General features: G+C 32.8%; 15 protein-coding genes. 5 read left to right on the forward strand and 10 right to left on the reverse strand.

The features are described from left to right. Positions 1-6 precede the first annotated feature (6 nt). A complete protein-coding gene (locus ACNFIH_RS08350) occupies positions 7-1,086 on the forward strand; it encodes an acyltransferase family protein (RefSeq protein ID WP_426486262.1) in 1,080 nt (359 codons plus the stop codon). Positions 1,087-1,165: 79 nt separating this feature from the next. Here the strand turns inward: ACNFIH_RS08350 and ACNFIH_RS08355 are convergent, their stop codons facing one another. Then, positions 1,166-1,471 carry a hypothetical protein gene (locus tag ACNFIH_RS08355; protein WP_142450584.1) on the reverse strand — a complete coding sequence of 102 codons (306 nt, stop codon included), beginning with the start codon at positions 1,469-1,471 and terminating at the stop codon, positions 1,166-1,168. Between the two features lie 233 nt (positions 1,472-1,704). Beyond that, positions 1,705-2,559, reverse strand: coding sequence for a leucine-rich repeat domain-containing protein (locus tag ACNFIH_RS08360; RefSeq protein WP_426486263.1), 855 nt, complete (start codon positions 2,557-2,559; stop codon positions 1,705-1,707). A 178-nt stretch (positions 2,560-2,737) separates the two neighbouring features. Between ACNFIH_RS08360 and ACNFIH_RS08365 the strand changes: the two genes are divergently transcribed. Together ACNFIH_RS08365 and ACNFIH_RS08370 are read left to right on the forward strand one after the other, a co-directional pair. Beyond that, a complete protein-coding gene (locus tag ACNFIH_RS08365; RefSeq protein ID WP_426486264.1) occupies positions 2,738-3,226 on the forward strand; it encodes a DUF1761 domain-containing protein in 489 nt (162 codons plus the stop codon). Between the two features lie 118 nt (positions 3,227-3,344). Next, positions 3,345-4,490 carry a peptidogalycan biosysnthesis protein gene (locus ACNFIH_RS08370; RefSeq protein ID WP_426486265.1) on the forward strand — a complete coding sequence of 382 codons (1,146 nt, stop codon included), beginning with the start codon at positions 3,345-3,347 and terminating at the stop codon, positions 4,488-4,490. A gap of 14 nt (positions 4,491-4,504) precedes the next feature. Here ACNFIH_RS08370 and ACNFIH_RS08375 read toward each other — a convergent pair whose 3' ends face one another. After that, the gene (locus ACNFIH_RS08375) at positions 4,505-5,374 is read right to left on the reverse strand and encodes a diacylglycerol/lipid kinase family protein (RefSeq protein WP_426486266.1); all 870 of its coding nucleotides are present in this window, start codon (positions 5,372-5,374) and stop codon (positions 4,505-4,507) included. Positions 5,375-5,436: 62 nt separating this feature from the next. Here ACNFIH_RS08375 and ACNFIH_RS08380 point away from each other — a divergent pair, with 62 nt between their 5' ends. Continuing rightward, positions 5,437-6,399, forward strand: coding sequence for an App1 family protein (locus tag ACNFIH_RS08380; protein ID WP_426486267.1), 963 nt, complete (start codon positions 5,437-5,439; stop codon positions 6,397-6,399). Between the two features lie 242 nt (positions 6,400-6,641). Here the strand turns inward: ACNFIH_RS08380 and ACNFIH_RS08385 are convergent, their stop codons facing one another. Continuing rightward, positions 6,642-8,555, reverse strand: coding sequence for an ABC-F family ATP-binding cassette domain-containing protein (locus ACNFIH_RS08385; protein ID WP_035651817.1), 1,914 nt, complete (start codon positions 8,553-8,555; stop codon positions 6,642-6,644). Positions 8,556-8,891: 336 nt separating this feature from the next. Between ACNFIH_RS08385 and ACNFIH_RS08390 the strand changes: the two genes are divergently transcribed. After that, the gene (locus ACNFIH_RS08390; protein WP_035651816.1) at positions 8,892-9,275 is read left to right on the forward strand and encodes a DUF983 domain-containing protein; all 384 of its coding nucleotides are present in this window, start codon (positions 8,892-8,894) and stop codon (positions 9,273-9,275) included. Here ACNFIH_RS08390 and ACNFIH_RS08395 read toward each other — a convergent pair. The 6 genes from ACNFIH_RS08395 to gldK all read right to left on the reverse strand — a co-directional run bounded on the left by ACNFIH_RS08395 (position 9,241) and on the right by gldK (position 16,299). Further along, positions 9,241-10,329 carry an NAD(P)/FAD-dependent oxidoreductase gene (locus ACNFIH_RS08395; RefSeq protein ID WP_426486268.1) on the reverse strand — a complete coding sequence of 363 codons (1,089 nt, stop codon included), beginning with the start codon at positions 10,327-10,329 and terminating at the stop codon, positions 9,241-9,243. The two genes, ACNFIH_RS08390 and ACNFIH_RS08395, sit on opposite strands and share 35 nt — an antisense overlap. Before the next feature lie 76 nt (positions 10,330-10,405). Next, entirely contained in the window at positions 10,406-11,395 is a 990-nt protein-coding gene (gene gldN / locus ACNFIH_RS08400; RefSeq protein ID WP_035652092.1) for a gliding motility protein GldN, read from the reverse strand. Between the two features lie 167 nt (positions 11,396-11,562). Then, the gene (gene gldN / locus ACNFIH_RS08405) at positions 11,563-12,552 is read right to left on the reverse strand and encodes a gliding motility protein GldN (protein ID WP_426486269.1); all 990 of its coding nucleotides are present in this window, start codon (positions 12,550-12,552) and stop codon (positions 11,563-11,565) included. 47 nt (positions 12,553-12,599) lie between these two features. Further along, positions 12,600-14,138 (reverse strand): gliding motility protein GldM, encoded by a 1,539-nt coding sequence (gene gldM, locus ACNFIH_RS08410; RefSeq protein WP_426486270.1) that lies wholly within the window; start codon positions 14,136-14,138, stop codon positions 12,600-12,602. 52 nt (positions 14,139-14,190) lie between these two features. Continuing rightward, positions 14,191-14,838, reverse strand: a complete 648-nt coding sequence (gene gldL, locus ACNFIH_RS08415) for a gliding motility protein GldL (RefSeq protein ID WP_426486271.1) — start codon at positions 14,836-14,838, stop codon at positions 14,191-14,193. Positions 14,839-14,895: 57 nt separating this feature from the next. Beyond that, positions 14,896-16,299 carry a gliding motility lipoprotein GldK gene (gene gldK / locus ACNFIH_RS08420; protein ID WP_426486272.1) on the reverse strand — a complete coding sequence of 468 codons (1,404 nt, stop codon included), beginning with the start codon at positions 16,297-16,299 and terminating at the stop codon, positions 14,896-14,898. Positions 16,300-16,408 lie beyond the last annotated feature (109 nt).

Raw genomic sequence — 16,408 nt, forward strand, 5'->3', positions numbered from 1 at the left:
ATTTACATGACCAATTTTGACACAATTAAACCTAAACAACATTTTAAAGTTCTTGACGGACTAAGAGGTGTTGCTGCGATAGCCGTTGTAATTTATCACTTTTTAGAAATAGCAATTTCCGATTACAGCAAGAATTTATTTGCTCACAGTTTTCTTGCTGTCGATTTTTTCTTTTGTCTTTCGGGTTTTGTGATTGCTTACGCTTATGATGACCGAATAGCAAAAATTGGTGTTTTCGAATTCTTCAAATTACGCCTTATTAGATTACATCCGCTTGTTATTTTAGGATCAATTCTGGGTTTGATTGGATATTTTGTTTTACCATATGGAGACATTGCAAACAGGAGTATTTCTGAAGTTTTACTCTTATTTATATGTTCATTGTTATTAATTCCGCTTCCAATAATGAAAGAACGTTATTATAATAATTTTGGATTAAACGCTCCGGCTTGGTCTTTGTTTTGGGAATATATTGCCAATATTTTTTACTCCATATTCTTATATCGTTTATCTCGTAAAATGATTCTTTTGCTAACTTGTATTGCAGGAATTGCTTTAGCTTATGTTGCTTATCATGCAAAAGGCATTTCAGGCGGTTGGGGAGGCGACACTTTTTGGCATGGCGCTGCACGGATTTCATACTGTTTTCTGGCCGGAATGACCGTTTACAGATTCAAATGGATTATCCCTTCAAAAATTGGGTTTTTAGGACTCTCATTACTTTTATTCCCTACATTTATATATCCATTCAACCAGGAATTCAATTTCATTACAGAACCTCTTATTGTTTTGTTTTATTTTCCGTTTATAATTGCTTTGGGAGCTGGCGCCGGAACTTTAAAAAATACAGAAAAAGTTTGTGTCTTTTCAGGAAACATATCTTATCCGCTATATATGACACATTATTTCGCAATGTGGATATTTGCAACGTACAATCAAACATATAAGTTTACTGGCGTGACATTATATACAGTCGTTTCTATTGGAACACTGCTTTTAATTGGATTCGCTTATCTTGTTATGACCTATATAGATATTCCGATTCGGAAATATTTGACAGGAAAAAACAAAATGCAAAAAGCTTAATTTTTCTTTAAGCTAGACTTCTTTACAAAAAAAGACCGTTCAAAATGAACGGTCTTTATATTTTTATTAAGCACGAAACTTAAGCTCTGAACAAAGCATATTTATTATAATTGAACAAAACTTTGTCATAAGGAACATACAGTGAAACAATTTTTTCTGAAGATGCATCAAATTGGATTCCGTGATGTTTTCTGAACAAATAAATTTCTTTCAGGCAATTAGAAAGACTTTGGTGGATTTCAGTTGTAAAAGTTGGAACTTTTTTATCTCCCACCAAAAGATCAATTTGATAATTTGAACTACTTTTTGATAAGTTGTTCCCAATGATTCTCAGTGTAAATGTTGTTTTTTTTCCGTATTCTTCGCCTTGATATTGCAGTGTCATAATTTTAACATTAAAGGTTAATTATTTTTCTCTTTCGGGCTTCAGCCAAAACAGCCGAATCTAATTTTAAAATTAAAGAAAAAAACTAAAAGTTTTTTAAATATTTTCACAAAATTAAAGCAATAATCCTGAAATAGGAAATAAAAAAAACCGTAACGAATTACGGTTTTCAACAATTAACTAAATATATTTAATCAACTTTTTTCAGAGTAAAATTCATTCCATAAGCACGATTAATTTTCGGTAATATTTTTTTGTCTTTCAGCATTTATTTCTAATAAAAACGGATTCCCATTTTCATCAAACATTGTCATATTTAAAGCATCTAATAAAGCTATTTTTTTTGAAACTCCTCCTTTGAATTTGTTGTAAGAAAGATTCATTTCAGAAAGTTTATTCAGTTTTCCAAGTCCATCCGGAATTTCTCCTTCAAAACTGTTGTCAAATAAACTCAGATTCTCCAAAGCTCTAAAATTCACGATTTCTCTGCTCAAATTTCCTGATAATTTATTGCCATTTAAAAGCAATACTTTTAAGGTCGAAATTTTATAAATCGAACTTGGCAGTGAACCTTGAATTTCATTATTAAACAATGCAAGAACTTCTAATTCTTTTAATTTTCCAAGATCAGCAGGTAATTCTCCAGAAATTTTATTTTTAAAAAGCTCCAGGTCTTTCAGTTTTTGCAAATCGCAGATTTCTGCCGGAATTGTTCCTGAAAATTTATTATCAGAAACATTCAAAACTTCAAGTTCTTTGAGATTATGAATGTTGTTTGGCAAATTTCCTTCTAATTTATTCTTCTGAAAATTTACCTGAACCAAATTTATCAGATCAAAAAATTCTGCAGGCAATTCTCCTTGCAAATTATTGTCGGACAAATCTAACGCTATTACTTTTCCATTTTCGGTACGAACTCCATACCACGTTGACACAGAGAGAGATAGATCCCATTTCACTTTCCATTGTGGACCATTTGTGGCATGGTATAATTTTATCAGGGCCTCTTTTTCTTTATCTGAAACAGTATCTGCAAAAGAATTGATAGAAAAAGCGAGTGCTATAAAAAAAGTAATTAAGCTTTTCATAACAGATTTGGGGTTTGTTACGCTTACAAAATTAGACATTTCATAGACATAATACATCAGATGTCGATAAAGTGTTAATAAGTAAATAATTAACAGCTTTTTTACTACTTAATACAAAAATGCTACGTTTACATTTTTTTGACTACATTTGATTCAACTAATCTAAAAACCTCATATTATGGGAATTAACTTTATTGCACTATTGGCAGCTGCTGTTGTTACTTTAGTAACTGGATTTATTTGGTATCATCCAAAAGTATTCGGAACAATCTGGATGAGAGAAAATAATTTCACTCAAGAGCAATTAAGAACTGGAAATATGCTAAAAATCTTCGGATTAACGTATGTTTTTTCTTTAATGATTACTGTGATTTTAATGGCTTTGACTATTCATCAATCAGGCGCAGTTGGAATGGTAGGCGGACCACCAAAGTTAGCTGAAGCAAAACCATCATTCGCCGCATTCATGGCAGATTACGGAACGGCATACAGAACTTTTAAGCACGGTGCACTTCACGGCTTTATGTCTGGATTATTTTTTGCTTTACCAATTGTGGGAATCAATGGTTTATTTGAAAGAAAATCCTGGAAATATATTTTAATACATGCAGGTTATTGGATGCTGACACTTATGCTCATGGGCGGAATTATCTGTGCATATGCATAATCAAAATATACAAAAACCCGTTTGAAACCAAAACTCAAACGGGTTTTTCTTAATAATAACTTAAAGGAAGTAAGTTATTGCAAATATTATCTAATTTTGAAGAAATTAGCGCACACTTTTGAATACAACTTATTCTTTTCAAATCTACAATCGCACGTCGTTACTCCCTTTAGAATGGAACTCGCTTGCTGCAGAAAACATTTTTTTGACACGGGAATATCTCGAAGTACTGGAAAATTCTTGTCCGGTAAATATGATTTGTCATTTTATTGGAATTTTTAAAGATGAAAAGCTAGAAGGAATTGCTTTGACTCAATTTTTGTTTGCTGAAAAACTTGAATCTTTTGGCGAACGTGATCAATGTTTAAAAACATCTGTGCGCAATTTTGCTTTCAAAAATTTTGCTTCACATGTATTGTTCGTTGGCAATAATATGCTTACGGGACAAAATGCTTTTGTTTTTTCTAAAAATACAGAAATCCCAAAAGCTGTAAAAACACTTCATAAAGCTATAAATCAGCTTAAAAAAGATTTACGATCTTCTGGTAAAAAAGTTCACATTACTAGTATAAAAGATTTTACTTCAGAGGAAATTAAGCCACTTCAAGCCGAATTCAAAAATAATTATACGTTTTCGACACAACCCAATATGATTTTTGAAATCAATGAAAATTGGAAAACCGAACAAGATTATATCGACGCTTTATCAAAAAAATACAGAGATCAATACAAGCGCGCACGCAAAAAATCAGAAGGAATTATAAAAAAGAAAATGTCTTTGTCTGATATCAAACAGTATGAAGATGTTATTTATGATTTGTATTTTCATGTGGCAAAAAACGCTCCGTTCAATACTTTTTTTCTAGCTAGAAATCATTTTAGTTTTTTCAAAGAAATCATGAAAGATAACTTTTTATTTTATGGTTATTTTTTAGATGAAAAACTTATTGGATTCAACACATTAATAAAGAATGGAAATGTAATGGATACTTATTTTCTGGGTTATGATGAAAATCTGCAACGCGAAAAAATGTTATATCTAAACATGCTTTACGATATGATTGCCTATTCAATCAATCAGGGCTTCAAAACAATTGTATTTGCCAGAACCGCGCTCGAAATCAAAAGCTCTGTTGGCGCAAAACCTTTAAAAATGTATGGTTTAATTACACACAGCAATGCATTGATTAATCATAATATTGCCAAATTATTCCAGTATTTGGAACCAAAAACTGAATGGCAGGAACGAAATCCTTTTAAATAAAAATCATTTCTTTTTTAAGGCACAGCCATTTTCATTTGTTTGTGCAGAATGTAAATTTCTAAATTGGTCTGTGCACCGCAATATTCACCATCAATTTGAAAATTTACCGGATAATCTGTTTCTATCGTGGCTTTGTCTGTTGAAATAATGACAATATCTTCAGAATCAATTGGCATATTTCCGGTGATGATTTTTCCAATTAAAAGCAGATCTAAACTTTTTAAAATGACCAATTCAAACTTTCCGTCGTTCATAGCTCCATTCGGATTAATGATTACGCCTGTGCCATATTTCTGTGAATTGGCAATAACAATCATTCTCGCTACATGATTTACCGTTTCATTATTGGCTGAAATCGTAGCTACAAATGGTTCTTCAGATTCTGTTAAAGTTGTAAAAGCCTGTAATGCATATCCCCAAAAACCGCGAATATCACTTTGTTCGTAGTTTTTAACCAAATTGGCATTCAATCCTAAATCGCTTAAATGAATGCTTTTTTTTCCGTTGATACAAATCATATCCATTTCGATATAATGATTCAAGAAAGCTATTTTTAAGTTTTCTTCTATTTCAACAGGTAAATTCAAATCGACCGATAATCCGTTTGCTGATCCAGCCGGTAAAATCCCGATAATGATATCGTAATTTTCCATTGCTTCTGCCACCATTTTGATTGTGCCGTCGCCGCCTGCAACAATGATTCGCTCAGGAAGAAGTTCATTATAAATCAACTGAATTTTATTTAAATCATTTTTTCCGGTTGTTTCATACACTTCAAGATTAAAATGATTGATAGTCGCAAATTCCTGAACAGTCTCGATTAAATCAGTTTTATCAAGGTCGCCAGAAATGGGATTTACAACGAATAGAATGTTCTTTTTCAAAATTTTATCTTTAAAAATCAATTAAATTAAGTAATTTACAGTTACATAAATATACGTAATAAATGAAACCAATCTTACAATTATATCGAGGTTATGCCAATGAAGAAGAATTAATTGTAATGGGGCATGTTTTTAAAAGAACGTATGATTATGACTTTCAGAAGAAAAATTTAAAAAATGCAAAATCCATAATCAATCAATTTCGGATAAAAACGCTTCAGAATTTTGATGTTTATCTGAAATATGGAAACCAGGAAATCCACACTAAAACATTAGACGACGGACATTTTAAGTTTTGTATTCCGCTTGAAAATGAAACGCATTTTGGATGGATGAATTACGATGTAAGCATTAAATACAATTCTGAAACGATTATTTCAAAAGGAAGCTTCATACGCCCACATACAGGGAAATTAGGAATTATTTCTGATATTGATGACACTTTTTTGATTTCGCATACGCAGAATATCTTCAGGAAAATTTACATTTTGTTATTTAAGAATGTTAACGACCGAAAAGTCTTTAAAGATGTTGTAGCGCATTACCAAGCTTTAAGTTCAGCAGGAAGAAAGAATAAAGAGGAAGTCAATGCCTTTTTTTATATTTCGAGCAGTGAATGGAATTTGTATCGTTTTATCGTACAATTTACCAAAATCCATCATTTGCCAAGAGCTGTTATTTTATTAAAAGACATTAAAAGGGGAATTACCGATTTTTTCATGAGCGGACGCGGCAATCATGATCATAAATTTGATAAAATAAAACATGTTTTAGAATTTTACCCCAACTTGAAATATATTTTATTAGGAGATGATTCACAGCATGATCCTGTTTTATATGAAAGAATCTGCAAAATATTTCCCGTTACAGTTATTGCCGTTTACATTCGACAAACAGGAAAGAAACAGAAAGAAGAAGTCAAAAAAATCATGAAGAATTTAGAAACTCTGGATGTTTCTGTTTGTTATTTTAAAGAAAGCAGCCAGGCAATTGAACACTCAAAATCAATTGGAATTATTAAATAGTTTTGTTTCAAGTTTCAAGTTTCAAGTTTCAGGTTTTGAACTGAATGAATATTTAACCGCAAAGCACGCTAAGTTTTTTGATTTGCGAGGTTTCATAAAACGCAAAGTTCGCAAAGCTTTATTAATAAATAGCTTTGCGAACTTTGCGCGTTGTAAATGCAAACTATAAAAAACTTAGCGTGCTTTGCGGTTAAATTTACGCGTCAAGATTACAACTTGAAACCTGAAACTTAAAACTTTTCTTAAACATTAAAATTATCAATCTCTTCCTGAACGATTTCCCAATCTAGAAGTAATTGCTCTAAATCAGCTTTCTTTTTGTTGTATGCTGTAAAAAACGACGCGTCTTCAATGTGTTTATCATAATTAGTTTCCAACATTTTATCGTTATGCTGAATATCTTTTTCTAATTGCTGAATCTGGCTTTCGATTTTGCTTAGCCTGTTTTGAAGCGCTTTTCCTTTTTTCTGATCTTCGTATGAAGTTTTGGTATTTTCTTTTACTGGCGCAGCTTTAACAACATCTTTTTTCTCTACTTCACGCATATTCTCAAGATTGCGCTGCTCTAAGAAATAGTTGATGTCGCCTAAATATTCTTTGATTTTTTGATCTTTGAATTCGTAAACAATATTCGACATTCCCTGAAGGAAATCCCTGTCGTGAGAAACCAATAATAATGTTCCGCCAAATTTTTGAAGTGCCGCTTTTAAAACGTTTTTAGATTTGATATCTAAGTGGTTTGTTGGCTCATCCATCAGCAAAACGTTAATTGGTTGCAACAATAACTTACATAACGCCAAACGGTTTCGCTCGCCTCCAGAAAGTACTTTTACTTTTTTCTCAACATCATCACCACGGAATAAAAACGAACCTAACATATCACGAACCTTCATACGGTTTGTGTCGGTTGCGGCATCTTCCATAGTTTGCAGCAGAGTAATTTCTCCATCTAAATATTCTGCTTGATTTTGAGCAAAATATCCTAATTGAACATTATGTCCTAATTTGATATTTCCTTGGTATTCAAACTCGTTTACAAGCGCTTTGATGAAAGTCGATTTACCTTGTCCGTTTTGACCCACAAAAGCGATTTTACTTCCTCTTTCAACAAGCAAACTAATATCTTTTAGAATCGTTTTGTCTCCGTAAGCCTTTGTAACGTTTTCAGCTTCGATTACTACTTTTCCAGGTTCTTTTGAAACTGGAAACGAAATATTCATTACTGAATTGTCGTCTTCGTCAACTTCGATTCTTTCTACTTTATCTAATTTTTTAATCAACGATTGCGCCATTGAAGCTTTTGAAGCTTTTGCACGGAATTTCTCGATTAATTTTTCGGTTTCTTCAATTTTTTTCTGCTGATTCTTCTGCGTAGCTAATTGCTTTTCACGAATTTCATGACGCAATTCTAAATACTGCGAATAAGGCTTATTAAAGTCGTATGCTTTCCCTAACGAAATTTCGATTGTTCTATTAGTAACATTGTCCAAAAACATTTTATCGTGCGATACAATAACCACAACGCCCGGATAACTGCGAAGGAAGTTCTCTAACCAAATGATACTCTCGATATCTAAGTGATTGGTAGGCTCATCCAGTAATAAAACGTCATTTGATTGCAATAAAAGCTTTGCAAGTTCGATACGCATTCTCCATCCTCCAGAAAATGTTTCTGTCTGATTATTGAAAACTTCTCTTTTGAAACCAAGACCTAAAAGAATTTTTTCAGTATCTCCGACATAATTATAACCACCAAGAAGTTCAAAGCGATGTGTGTAATCGGATAAATCTTCAATAATTTGTCCGTATTCTTCGCTTTCATAATCGGTTCTTGTAACCAATTGATGATTGATCTCTTCTAATTTTTTCTCTACAACTTTAATTTCTGTAAATGCTTCATATGCTTCTTCAAGTACTGTTCTTCCTTGTTCGAAATCAATATCCTGACGTAAAAATCCCATTCGGATATCTTTTTCCTGAGAAATAACTCCTGAATCAGGTTTAAAATCGCCGGCCAACATTTTAAGCATTGTCGATTTACCTGCTCCGTTTTTACCAACAAGACCAACGCGGTCGCCGGCGCCTAAACGAAAAGTAACTTCTTCAAATAAATAAGTTCCACCAAAAGAAACAGAAAGATTGTGTATATTAAGCATAATGTATTGCTGAAAAACTAGAAATTAAAATCATTGCAAATAAGCCAATTGCCTTTGCAATTTTGAAAGTGCAAAAGTATAACTTTTAATTGAAAGTTTTGGGACTGAAAAGAACTGCTTAATCAATATTTCTGAATTTCAGTTAATTTGGATATTTCGAATAAAAAAGAGACCACAAATTATTAGAAATTTTAGTTTCATTTTTATTGGCAATTGTATTGAAACAAAGTTAAAACTCAAATAAAATAGTATCTTTGTAAGATAACTTCATTTAAAAATATTCTTCTTTTAGAAATCAATTTCTTTGATTTCAGAATAAAAAAAACAGGCATAACAATGTTTAAAAAAGGATCTAAAATAAACAGTATTTTCAGTGGAAGCTGCCCAAGATGTCAAAATGAAAGCATGTATGAGGACAAAAATCCATTACATTTGACCAAAGTTCTAAAAATGAATGAAAATTGCAGTCACTGCGGTTTAAAATATCAAATTGAACCTTCCTTTTTTTATGGCGCGATGTATGTAAGTTATGGTCTAAATGTGGCTGTCGGGATTGCAGCTTTTATAGTTTCATTTGTTTTTTTTGGAAGTACTGTTGAACAATCATTCATTGCAATAGTAGTTACTTTAATTGTATTATTTCCTTTTGTTTTAAGACTTTCCAGAAATTTATATATCAATATGTTTATTTCTTACGACCCGAAGGCTGGTCAGAAGTAAGGGTTCGTAAATATCTTTTATGAAATCGTTTAATATCAGCTTCCTTATCTAAAGGAACATGATTTTCAATATGATCGTATAAAGCTTGTGCCATTGCAGGTCCAAGCATTACTCCTCGGGTACCCAAACCGTTAAGAATATGCAATGACTTATGAACTTCATGTGTCCCAAGCAAAGGTCTTCTGTCTGCAACTGTTGGACGAACTCCGCCAAAATGTTTTACAATTTCAAAATCGCAAGTTATAATTTCTTTTATTTTTTCCAAAAGTTCCTGTTTGCCTTCTTCTGTAGGTGCATCAGTTTTATCAAACCAATTGTAAGTAGCTCCCACTTTGAACAAATTCTCTCCTAAAGGCAAAATAAAGACACTTGTATTAACGATCAGATCTAAATTTAAATCGGGTGCTTTTATAATAAACAGTTCGCCCTTGGTACCATCTAAAGGCAAATAATTAAAAAATGGATTTTTGTGCATTCCAAAGCCTTCTGCAAAAATGATATGTCTGGCCTGAATATTTTTATACTGAATTCCAGAATCCAAAAATTCAATATTGCTGCTATCGAAAGATTCTTCTAAAAGCAAATTGTTTTCAAGAAGATATTTATGGTAGTGCTCTAAGAGTAATGCAGTATCAACATAGCCCGTGTGCAGTACTTCTCCGTAATCATATGGCGACTCGATTCCATTGAATTTTCTAGTAATTAGTTTACAAGATAAAAAAGGAGCCAAGTTTATCTTATCTGAAGCTGCAAACCAGTTATTTTGCTCTTCTATTGAAAAGAACTTTCGTAAGATTGGCATTTTATAGTTGAATTTCTGCTTCAATTTGTCTTCTACACGATTATAAAAATCGTTCATCAAAACCAATTGTTCCTGAGAATTCCATACCTCACTAAAACGCTTTAAAATTACCGGATTGTATAGCCCACCCGCAACTCTGGAAGAATGTTGCGACTTATCATCAATAAGTAAAATAGTTTTATTGTTTTTAAGGGCCACTTCGGCAAAAGAAATTCCGGCCAATCCAGATCCGACAATTAGATAATCAAGCATTGTGTAATGTATAGATAAAATAAAAACTCTTACCACAAAGATAGTAAGAGTTTGTCTTATAAGTTAACTTGGTTGTTTAGTAATTCCACATATCCTCTTCAAAATTGCGTATCTTTTCTTTTACTCTTTCAGATTCCAGCAGTTGATTTTGTGCATTATCTTTCATGTAATCTTTTATTTCACGATCACCATACATATTTTCCTCTTTGTAAATAATTGCATTAAAACGTCTGGAATTTAAAATCTGGTCAAACGAAATTGATGCTGCAGAGTTTGTATCGTTAAAAGCTTTTGCTTCATGTAATACCGTTCGGGCATCGGGAAAGAAAACCCAAAATAACTCAATATAATCTTTCTCGTCACTGTTCATGGTATAAACATCTGGAGTAACCGGGCAAATACCAATTAAGCGATACTTCAATTCTCCTTGACGTTTATCAAAATACCAATATCCTTTGATTTTATATTGTGTAACATCTTGAGCAGTTAAATCCTGTTTTAAAATATACTCTGCCGGAACTGTACGTGTAGGTCCAACTGTCTCTTCTTTGTAGCTCACGTTTTTCTTCTTGCCAGTACCAGTAACCACTTTTTTCTTTACAACATGCGACCTATAATCATCCGGATTTTGATTGATTAGTTCTCTACCTGCATCTGTAGTATCTACACGAGATAATGAACCCTGAATATCTTTCATGGTTTTTTTTGTATTAAAATAACTATCAGAATAAACTTCTGTTATTTTACCATTTCTGATAGCTTTTGTCAAAACATCATAAAGAGAACGTCTATCAGCGCCAATGTTCGCAGTGTCCACAGGAAAATAGTACGGAAAATTAATTTTTTCATTTAAATCAATAATTTCCCATGTCATTTTCCCCATCAAAATATCTCTGTCTTCAACGTAGCCATATGCTAAAGGTTTATCGTTATCTGCGATAAGTTGAGCGGGTGTCTTAATCCCAATTTGGGAAACGGTTTTAGCATTAAGCAAATTAGATTGTGCAATAGAAACAAAACTTCCTGCAACAAAAAAAATAACGATCAAAAAATTTCTCACTTTCATCATAATTAATAGTATAAGAAACCAAACGTAACATTTTACAAAATATTATAAATTTTCTTACAAAATTAAAATCATAAAGATTTTATTGTCCATCAAAAAAGTTCCAGGCAAAAAAAAACTCTTACTACAAAGGTAGTAAGAGTTTTTATATAATGCTATGTTTCAACTTAGTAGTTCCACATATCTTGTTCGAAATTACGAATCTTTTCTTTTACTCTTTCAGATTCTAATAATTGGTTTTGAGCGTTATCTTTCATATAATCACTAATCGCTCTGTCTCCATAAAGGTTTTCCTCTTTGTAAACAACCGCATTAAAACGTCTAGAATTTAAGATCTGATCGAATGAAATTGGCAATGCAGAGTTATTATCATTAAAGGCTTTTGCTTCATGCAAAGCATCTCTTGAATTTGGGAAGAAAACCCAAAATAACTCAATATAATCCTTTTCATCACTATTCATCGTGTAAACGTCTGGAGTTACAGGACAAATTCCTAGTAAACGATATTTCAATTCACTTTGACGCTTGTCAAAATACCAATATCCTTTGATTTTGTATTGTGTAACGTCCTGAGCAGTTAAATCTTGTTTTAAGATATACTCAGCAGGTACTGTTCTTGAAGCTGGTACTGTTTCATCAACATAAGTAACAACTTTCTTTTTACCAGTTCCAGTTACAACTTTTTTCTTCACAACACGTGATCTATAGTCGTCTGGATTTTGGTTGATAAGTTCTCTACCAGCATCAGTTGTATCAATACGAGATAATGATCCTTCGATGTCTTTCATTGACTTTTTAGTATTAAAATAACTATCAGTATAAACTTCAGTTATCTTACCTTTTTTGATAGCTTTTGTTAAAACGTCATACAATGAACGTCTATCAGCACCAATGTTAGCTGTATCTATAGGAAAATATAAAGGAAAATTGATTTTTTCATTCAAATCGATAATCTCCCAAGTTGTTTTTCCCATCAAAATATCTCTATCATCAACATAACCGTAAGCTAAAGGCTTATCATTATCTGAGATAAGTTGCGCAGGAGTTTTAAGTCCTATTTGAGCAGGTGTTTTCGCGTTAAGCAAATTCGATTGCGCATTAGAAGCAAAACCTCCAGCAATAGAAACAATGGCTATTAAAAAATTTCTTACTTTCATCGTGGTATCATTATAAGATATTGAACGTAGTATAAACTACTACTTTATTATTGTATTTCGAAAATTACTGGAGCAGTTCTTGGCAATAAATAACTTCCAGCTCCAACAAGTTTAGTTTTAATTTCAGAAATAGTAACCTGATCCCCTCTACCAGCTCTTGCAAGAACTGATTTACATTGAGCATTTAATTTGTTTCCTGTAACAACAACTGTAGGCTGTCCAGCAATTTTCAAGTTAAATCCAACAACATCTAAACCAACTTCGAAATCAAAATCCATTAATTTTGCTCCGATTGTAGCAACTTCTAGGTTAGATTTAGGTCCTTTAACAACACCATAATCACCTCTAATTGTACCTGTTGGTCCAGGAATACCTTTAATTCTGAATGTTTTCTTATCTGAAACTTTGTCTCCATTTGGTAATGTACCAGTAACTGAAATTGTTGTCTCAGTACCTGTACCTGGGCTCATGTTATATTTACCTGGTTTACCAGCTGAACTTAATCCAGGAGCACTAGCAACAACTTTATTGTCAGCAACACCAGCGAATGATACAGAGATTGGGTTAACAACACCTCTATATACTACATTCATTTTGTCTGCAGAAATTGTAGCAGAGTTTGGTCTTGGAACTACAACATACTTTCCAGCGAATTTAAGTGGAATGTTTTTTCCATCTTCTAAGAAAGTAAATTGTCCATTGATGTTTTGTTCTCCTACTCCACCAGCAGTTAATGAGATAACAGCCTGTCCGTTTACGATTTGTCCTGGACCTTGGAAAGAAGTTGGTTTAGTGTTTTCGTCATAACGACCTAAAACTACCTTACCTGTAACTTTTTCACCTTGGAAGTAAGCATTTTTATCTAAAACTACAATTGCTTGGTAATTGCTATAAGAAGCAGCAGCAACCGCAGCTTTTCCTAAAGCAGCACTGTAAACATCAGATTCAGCTTTTTGAACGTCATTTTGCCAAGCAGAAAGTTTAGCTAATGAAGCAACCGCAGGAAAACCTTTAAAGTGGTAAGCTAAATATTTATCTTTTAAACCTTCTTTATTTTTAACATCAGAAACATCAAATTTCTTTTCAATCTCAGCTAAGATTGCAGCATATTTTTTGTCTGACAAAGCAGCTTTCATGTCTGCTTTATATTTTTCAATTTTAGAAATGATTTCATTTCCTTTTTTAGTGTATCCTTCACCTGTAAACCAGTTGTCGATATTATCACCTTTGTCCATTGCCTCGTATGGCAATTTTCCTGTTTCTTTATCAGTTTCAAAACCTTTTAAAACATCACCTTTCAAAGAACCGATGTATGCATAAAATTCTTTTGAAGTTGACTCAACCTTATGAGCCGTTACCGCTGCTGTAGCAAATTCTCCTTTTGCTTCAGATGCTTTTTGGTCTAACGACATCAACAAACCTGCATTTGATGTTTCTGAAGACGTGTTAGCACTTTCAAATTTTTCATTCATTAATCCAAAAGCAGATAAAACTTCTTTGGACATGTTCATTGCTAACATCGCGATGAAAACCAGATACATCAGGTTAATCATCTTCTGTCTAGGGGTTAATTTTCCTCCTGCCATTTTTTTCTAATTAGTTCTTATTAATAATTTTAATATAATAGTTAAAAACTAATTATCCTTTGTTACTCATTGCAGAAAGCATTCCACCGTAAACGCTGTTTAAAGAAGCGATATTAGCAGTCATAGATTGCATTTGCTCTTTTAATTTAGCAGCATTATCAGCGATTTCACTATTAGCTTGTGCGTTTCTTGAAGCACTTTCTAATTGTACTTTATATAAACTGTTTAATGATTCCATTTGTGCAGCAGCCATAGACATTTCTTCAGCATATTTCTTTTGTCCTGCAATTGAATCAACTGTTGGAGAGATTGCTTTAGCAGCACCTTCGAAATTTTTGATTGAGTTCCCTAAGCTTGACATTAATTCACCATCAATTTTAGCTTCTTTTAATAATGAATCTAATTTTTGAGATAGTAATCCTTGAGCATCAGTTGGAGTTTCAGCTTTAGCTTCTTTTTTTCTAGCTTGTCCGTTAGCTAATTCTGGGTAAACAAGAGTCCAATCTAACTCATCATCAACTGGTTCGAAAGCAGAAAGTGCAAAGATTAACGCTTCTGTAACTAATCCAACAGAAAGCATCAATGTTCCTGTCAATGGCCCAATTTCAAAGTGAGTAATTTTGAATAAAGCTCCAATAATTACTACTGCCGCTCCCATACCATAAGCGAAATTCATTGCTTTTTTACTTAATAATGCCATAATACTTTTTTTTTAGGTTTTAAAATAGATTTGTTGGTTATTGAATTTAATTATAATTTACTTTCTTTTTTTACTGCTTCCAGTTACTTGAGTTCCCATGTAATCTTGTACAGTTCTGAATCCAATATAACTTCTAGCTGAATCAGCATATTCGTGATCACGAGTACTTACCTGTAGGAAGTAAGCAACATCTTTCCAAGATCCTCCACGAACTACTTTTCTTTGATTATTTCCATCAATAACATTTGGGTTCATTGTAGAAACATATTCGTATGCATTTGGGTTGTAAGCTGAATCCGTCCATTCTGAAACGTTTCCTGCCATATTATATAAACCATAACCATTTACCTCATAAGACTTAGCTTCAACTGTGTACAACGCTTCATCAGCAGCATAATCTCCTCTGCTTGGTTTGAAGTTTGCCATGAAACAACCTCTATCACTCTTAGTGTAAGGACCTCCCCATGGGTAAGTTGCTGATTCCAGACCTCCTCTTGCAGCATACTCCCATTCAGCCTCTGTTGGCAATCTGAAAGCATTTACTAAGTCACGTCCTTTTTTCTTAGATTTAATATAACTGTTTTTGTTTAAAGTTCTCCAAGCACAGAAAGCTTTTGCTTGTTTCCAAGTAACACCTACTACAGGATAATCACCGTAAGCTTTATGCCAGAAGTAATCATTATGCATTGGCTCATTATATGAATAAGCGAAATCTTTAATCCAAACTGTAGTATCAGGATAAACACTTACTTGTTCTGTTTTAACGAAATCTTTTCTTTTTCCTACTTTAGCTTTTGCTGCAGCCTGAATATCCATCCAAGAATAACGGAATTTCAATTTATTTACATCAATTGTTCTTAAACCATTGTAAGATTCTTCAATTGGCAAATACATAGAATCCATTACTTCAGTGTAATACTCATCTGGATAAGCTTTTGTATCTTTAATTAACTTTACTTTTTTGTTTAATTTTCTACCAGCATATGGATCATCTTTTGTTCCTACGCTATAGTAGTTATCATACATATATTTATCATAAGCCGTCATTTTATCTGGCTCAGAATCATTAAATGCATAATCAGCAATACTGCCACCTTTTTTTCCTTTAGCGTCACCTGTAGCTTTTTGACCAGTTTCATCTGCCAAAATTGCTAAACGAACTCTCATTGTAGAGTCTTTTACCCACTCCACAAACTGACGATACTCGCTATTAGTGATCTCAGTTTCATCCATATAGAACGAACGAACTGTTACCGTTTTAGTTGGAGCATCTTCCACATTAGCTAAGTCAGCATCAGATTTACCCATAATAAAAGATCCGCCTGGAACCAAAGTCATTCCATAAGGTTTTTCAGGATGCCATTTCCCTCCTGTAACACCAACTAATTCACCTTTGTCACCTGACTTACCACAGCCAATTACTAGTGTTAACATTGCTGCAAATGCAATAAACTTCTTCATATAAATTTGGATTATCTATTCATTATTAAAAGTCCGTAAACGTATTTATTATTTATCTAAAAAACAATACTACTTGCGAATTTTATTTTACCGTTCAAAAATAATGTTA

This window comes from Flavobacterium sp. 2, assembly GCF_049949195.1.
Taxonomy (GTDB): Bacteria; Bacteroidota; Bacteroidia; order Flavobacteriales; family Flavobacteriaceae; genus Flavobacterium.

What these genes read in the sequence shown, in the direction of transcription:
- ACNFIH_RS08365 (WP_426486264.1), top strand. Translation starts at nt 2,738, where the DNA reads ATGGGAATTAACTTTATTGCACTATTGGCAGCTGCTGTTGTTACTTTA.
- ACNFIH_RS08385 (WP_035651817.1), bottom strand. Translation starts at nt 8,555, where the DNA reads ATGCTTAATATACACAATCTTTCTGTTTCTTTTGGTGGAACTTATTTA.
- ACNFIH_RS08380 (WP_426486267.1), top strand. Translation starts at nt 5,437, where the DNA reads ATGAAACCAATCTTACAATTATATCGAGGTTATGCCAATGAAGAAGAA.
- gldL (WP_426486271.1), bottom strand. Translation starts at nt 14,838, where the DNA reads ATGGCATTATTAAGTAAAAAAGCAATGAATTTCGCTTATGGTATGGGA.
- gldK (WP_426486272.1), bottom strand. Translation starts at nt 16,299, where the DNA reads ATGAAGAAGTTTATTGCATTTGCAGCAATGTTAACACTAGTAATTGGC.
- ACNFIH_RS08360 (WP_426486263.1), bottom strand. Translation starts at nt 2,559, where the DNA reads ATGAAAAGCTTAATTACTTTTTTTATAGCACTCGCTTTTTCTATCAAT.
- ACNFIH_RS08355 (WP_142450584.1), bottom strand. Translation starts at nt 1,471, where the DNA reads ATGACACTGCAATATCAAGGCGAAGAATACGGAAAAAAAACAACATTT.
- gldN (WP_426486269.1), bottom strand. Translation starts at nt 12,552, where the DNA reads ATGAAAGTAAGAAATTTTTTAATAGCCATTGTTTCTATTGCTGGAGGT.
- gldN (WP_035652092.1), bottom strand. Translation starts at nt 11,395, where the DNA reads ATGAAAGTGAGAAATTTTTTGATCGTTATTTTTTTTGTTGCAGGAAGT.
- ACNFIH_RS08395 (WP_426486268.1), bottom strand. Translation starts at nt 10,329, where the DNA reads ATGCTTGATTATCTAATTGTCGGATCTGGATTGGCCGGAATTTCTTTT.
- gldM (WP_426486270.1), bottom strand. Translation starts at nt 14,138, where the DNA reads ATGGCAGGAGGAAAATTAACCCCTAGACAGAAGATGATTAACCTGATG.
- ACNFIH_RS08390 (WP_035651816.1), top strand. Translation starts at nt 8,892, where the DNA reads ATGTTTAAAAAAGGATCTAAAATAAACAGTATTTTCAGTGGAAGCTGC.
- ACNFIH_RS08350 (WP_426486262.1), top strand. Translation starts at nt 7, where the DNA reads ATGACCAATTTTGACACAATTAAACCTAAACAACATTTTAAAGTTCTT.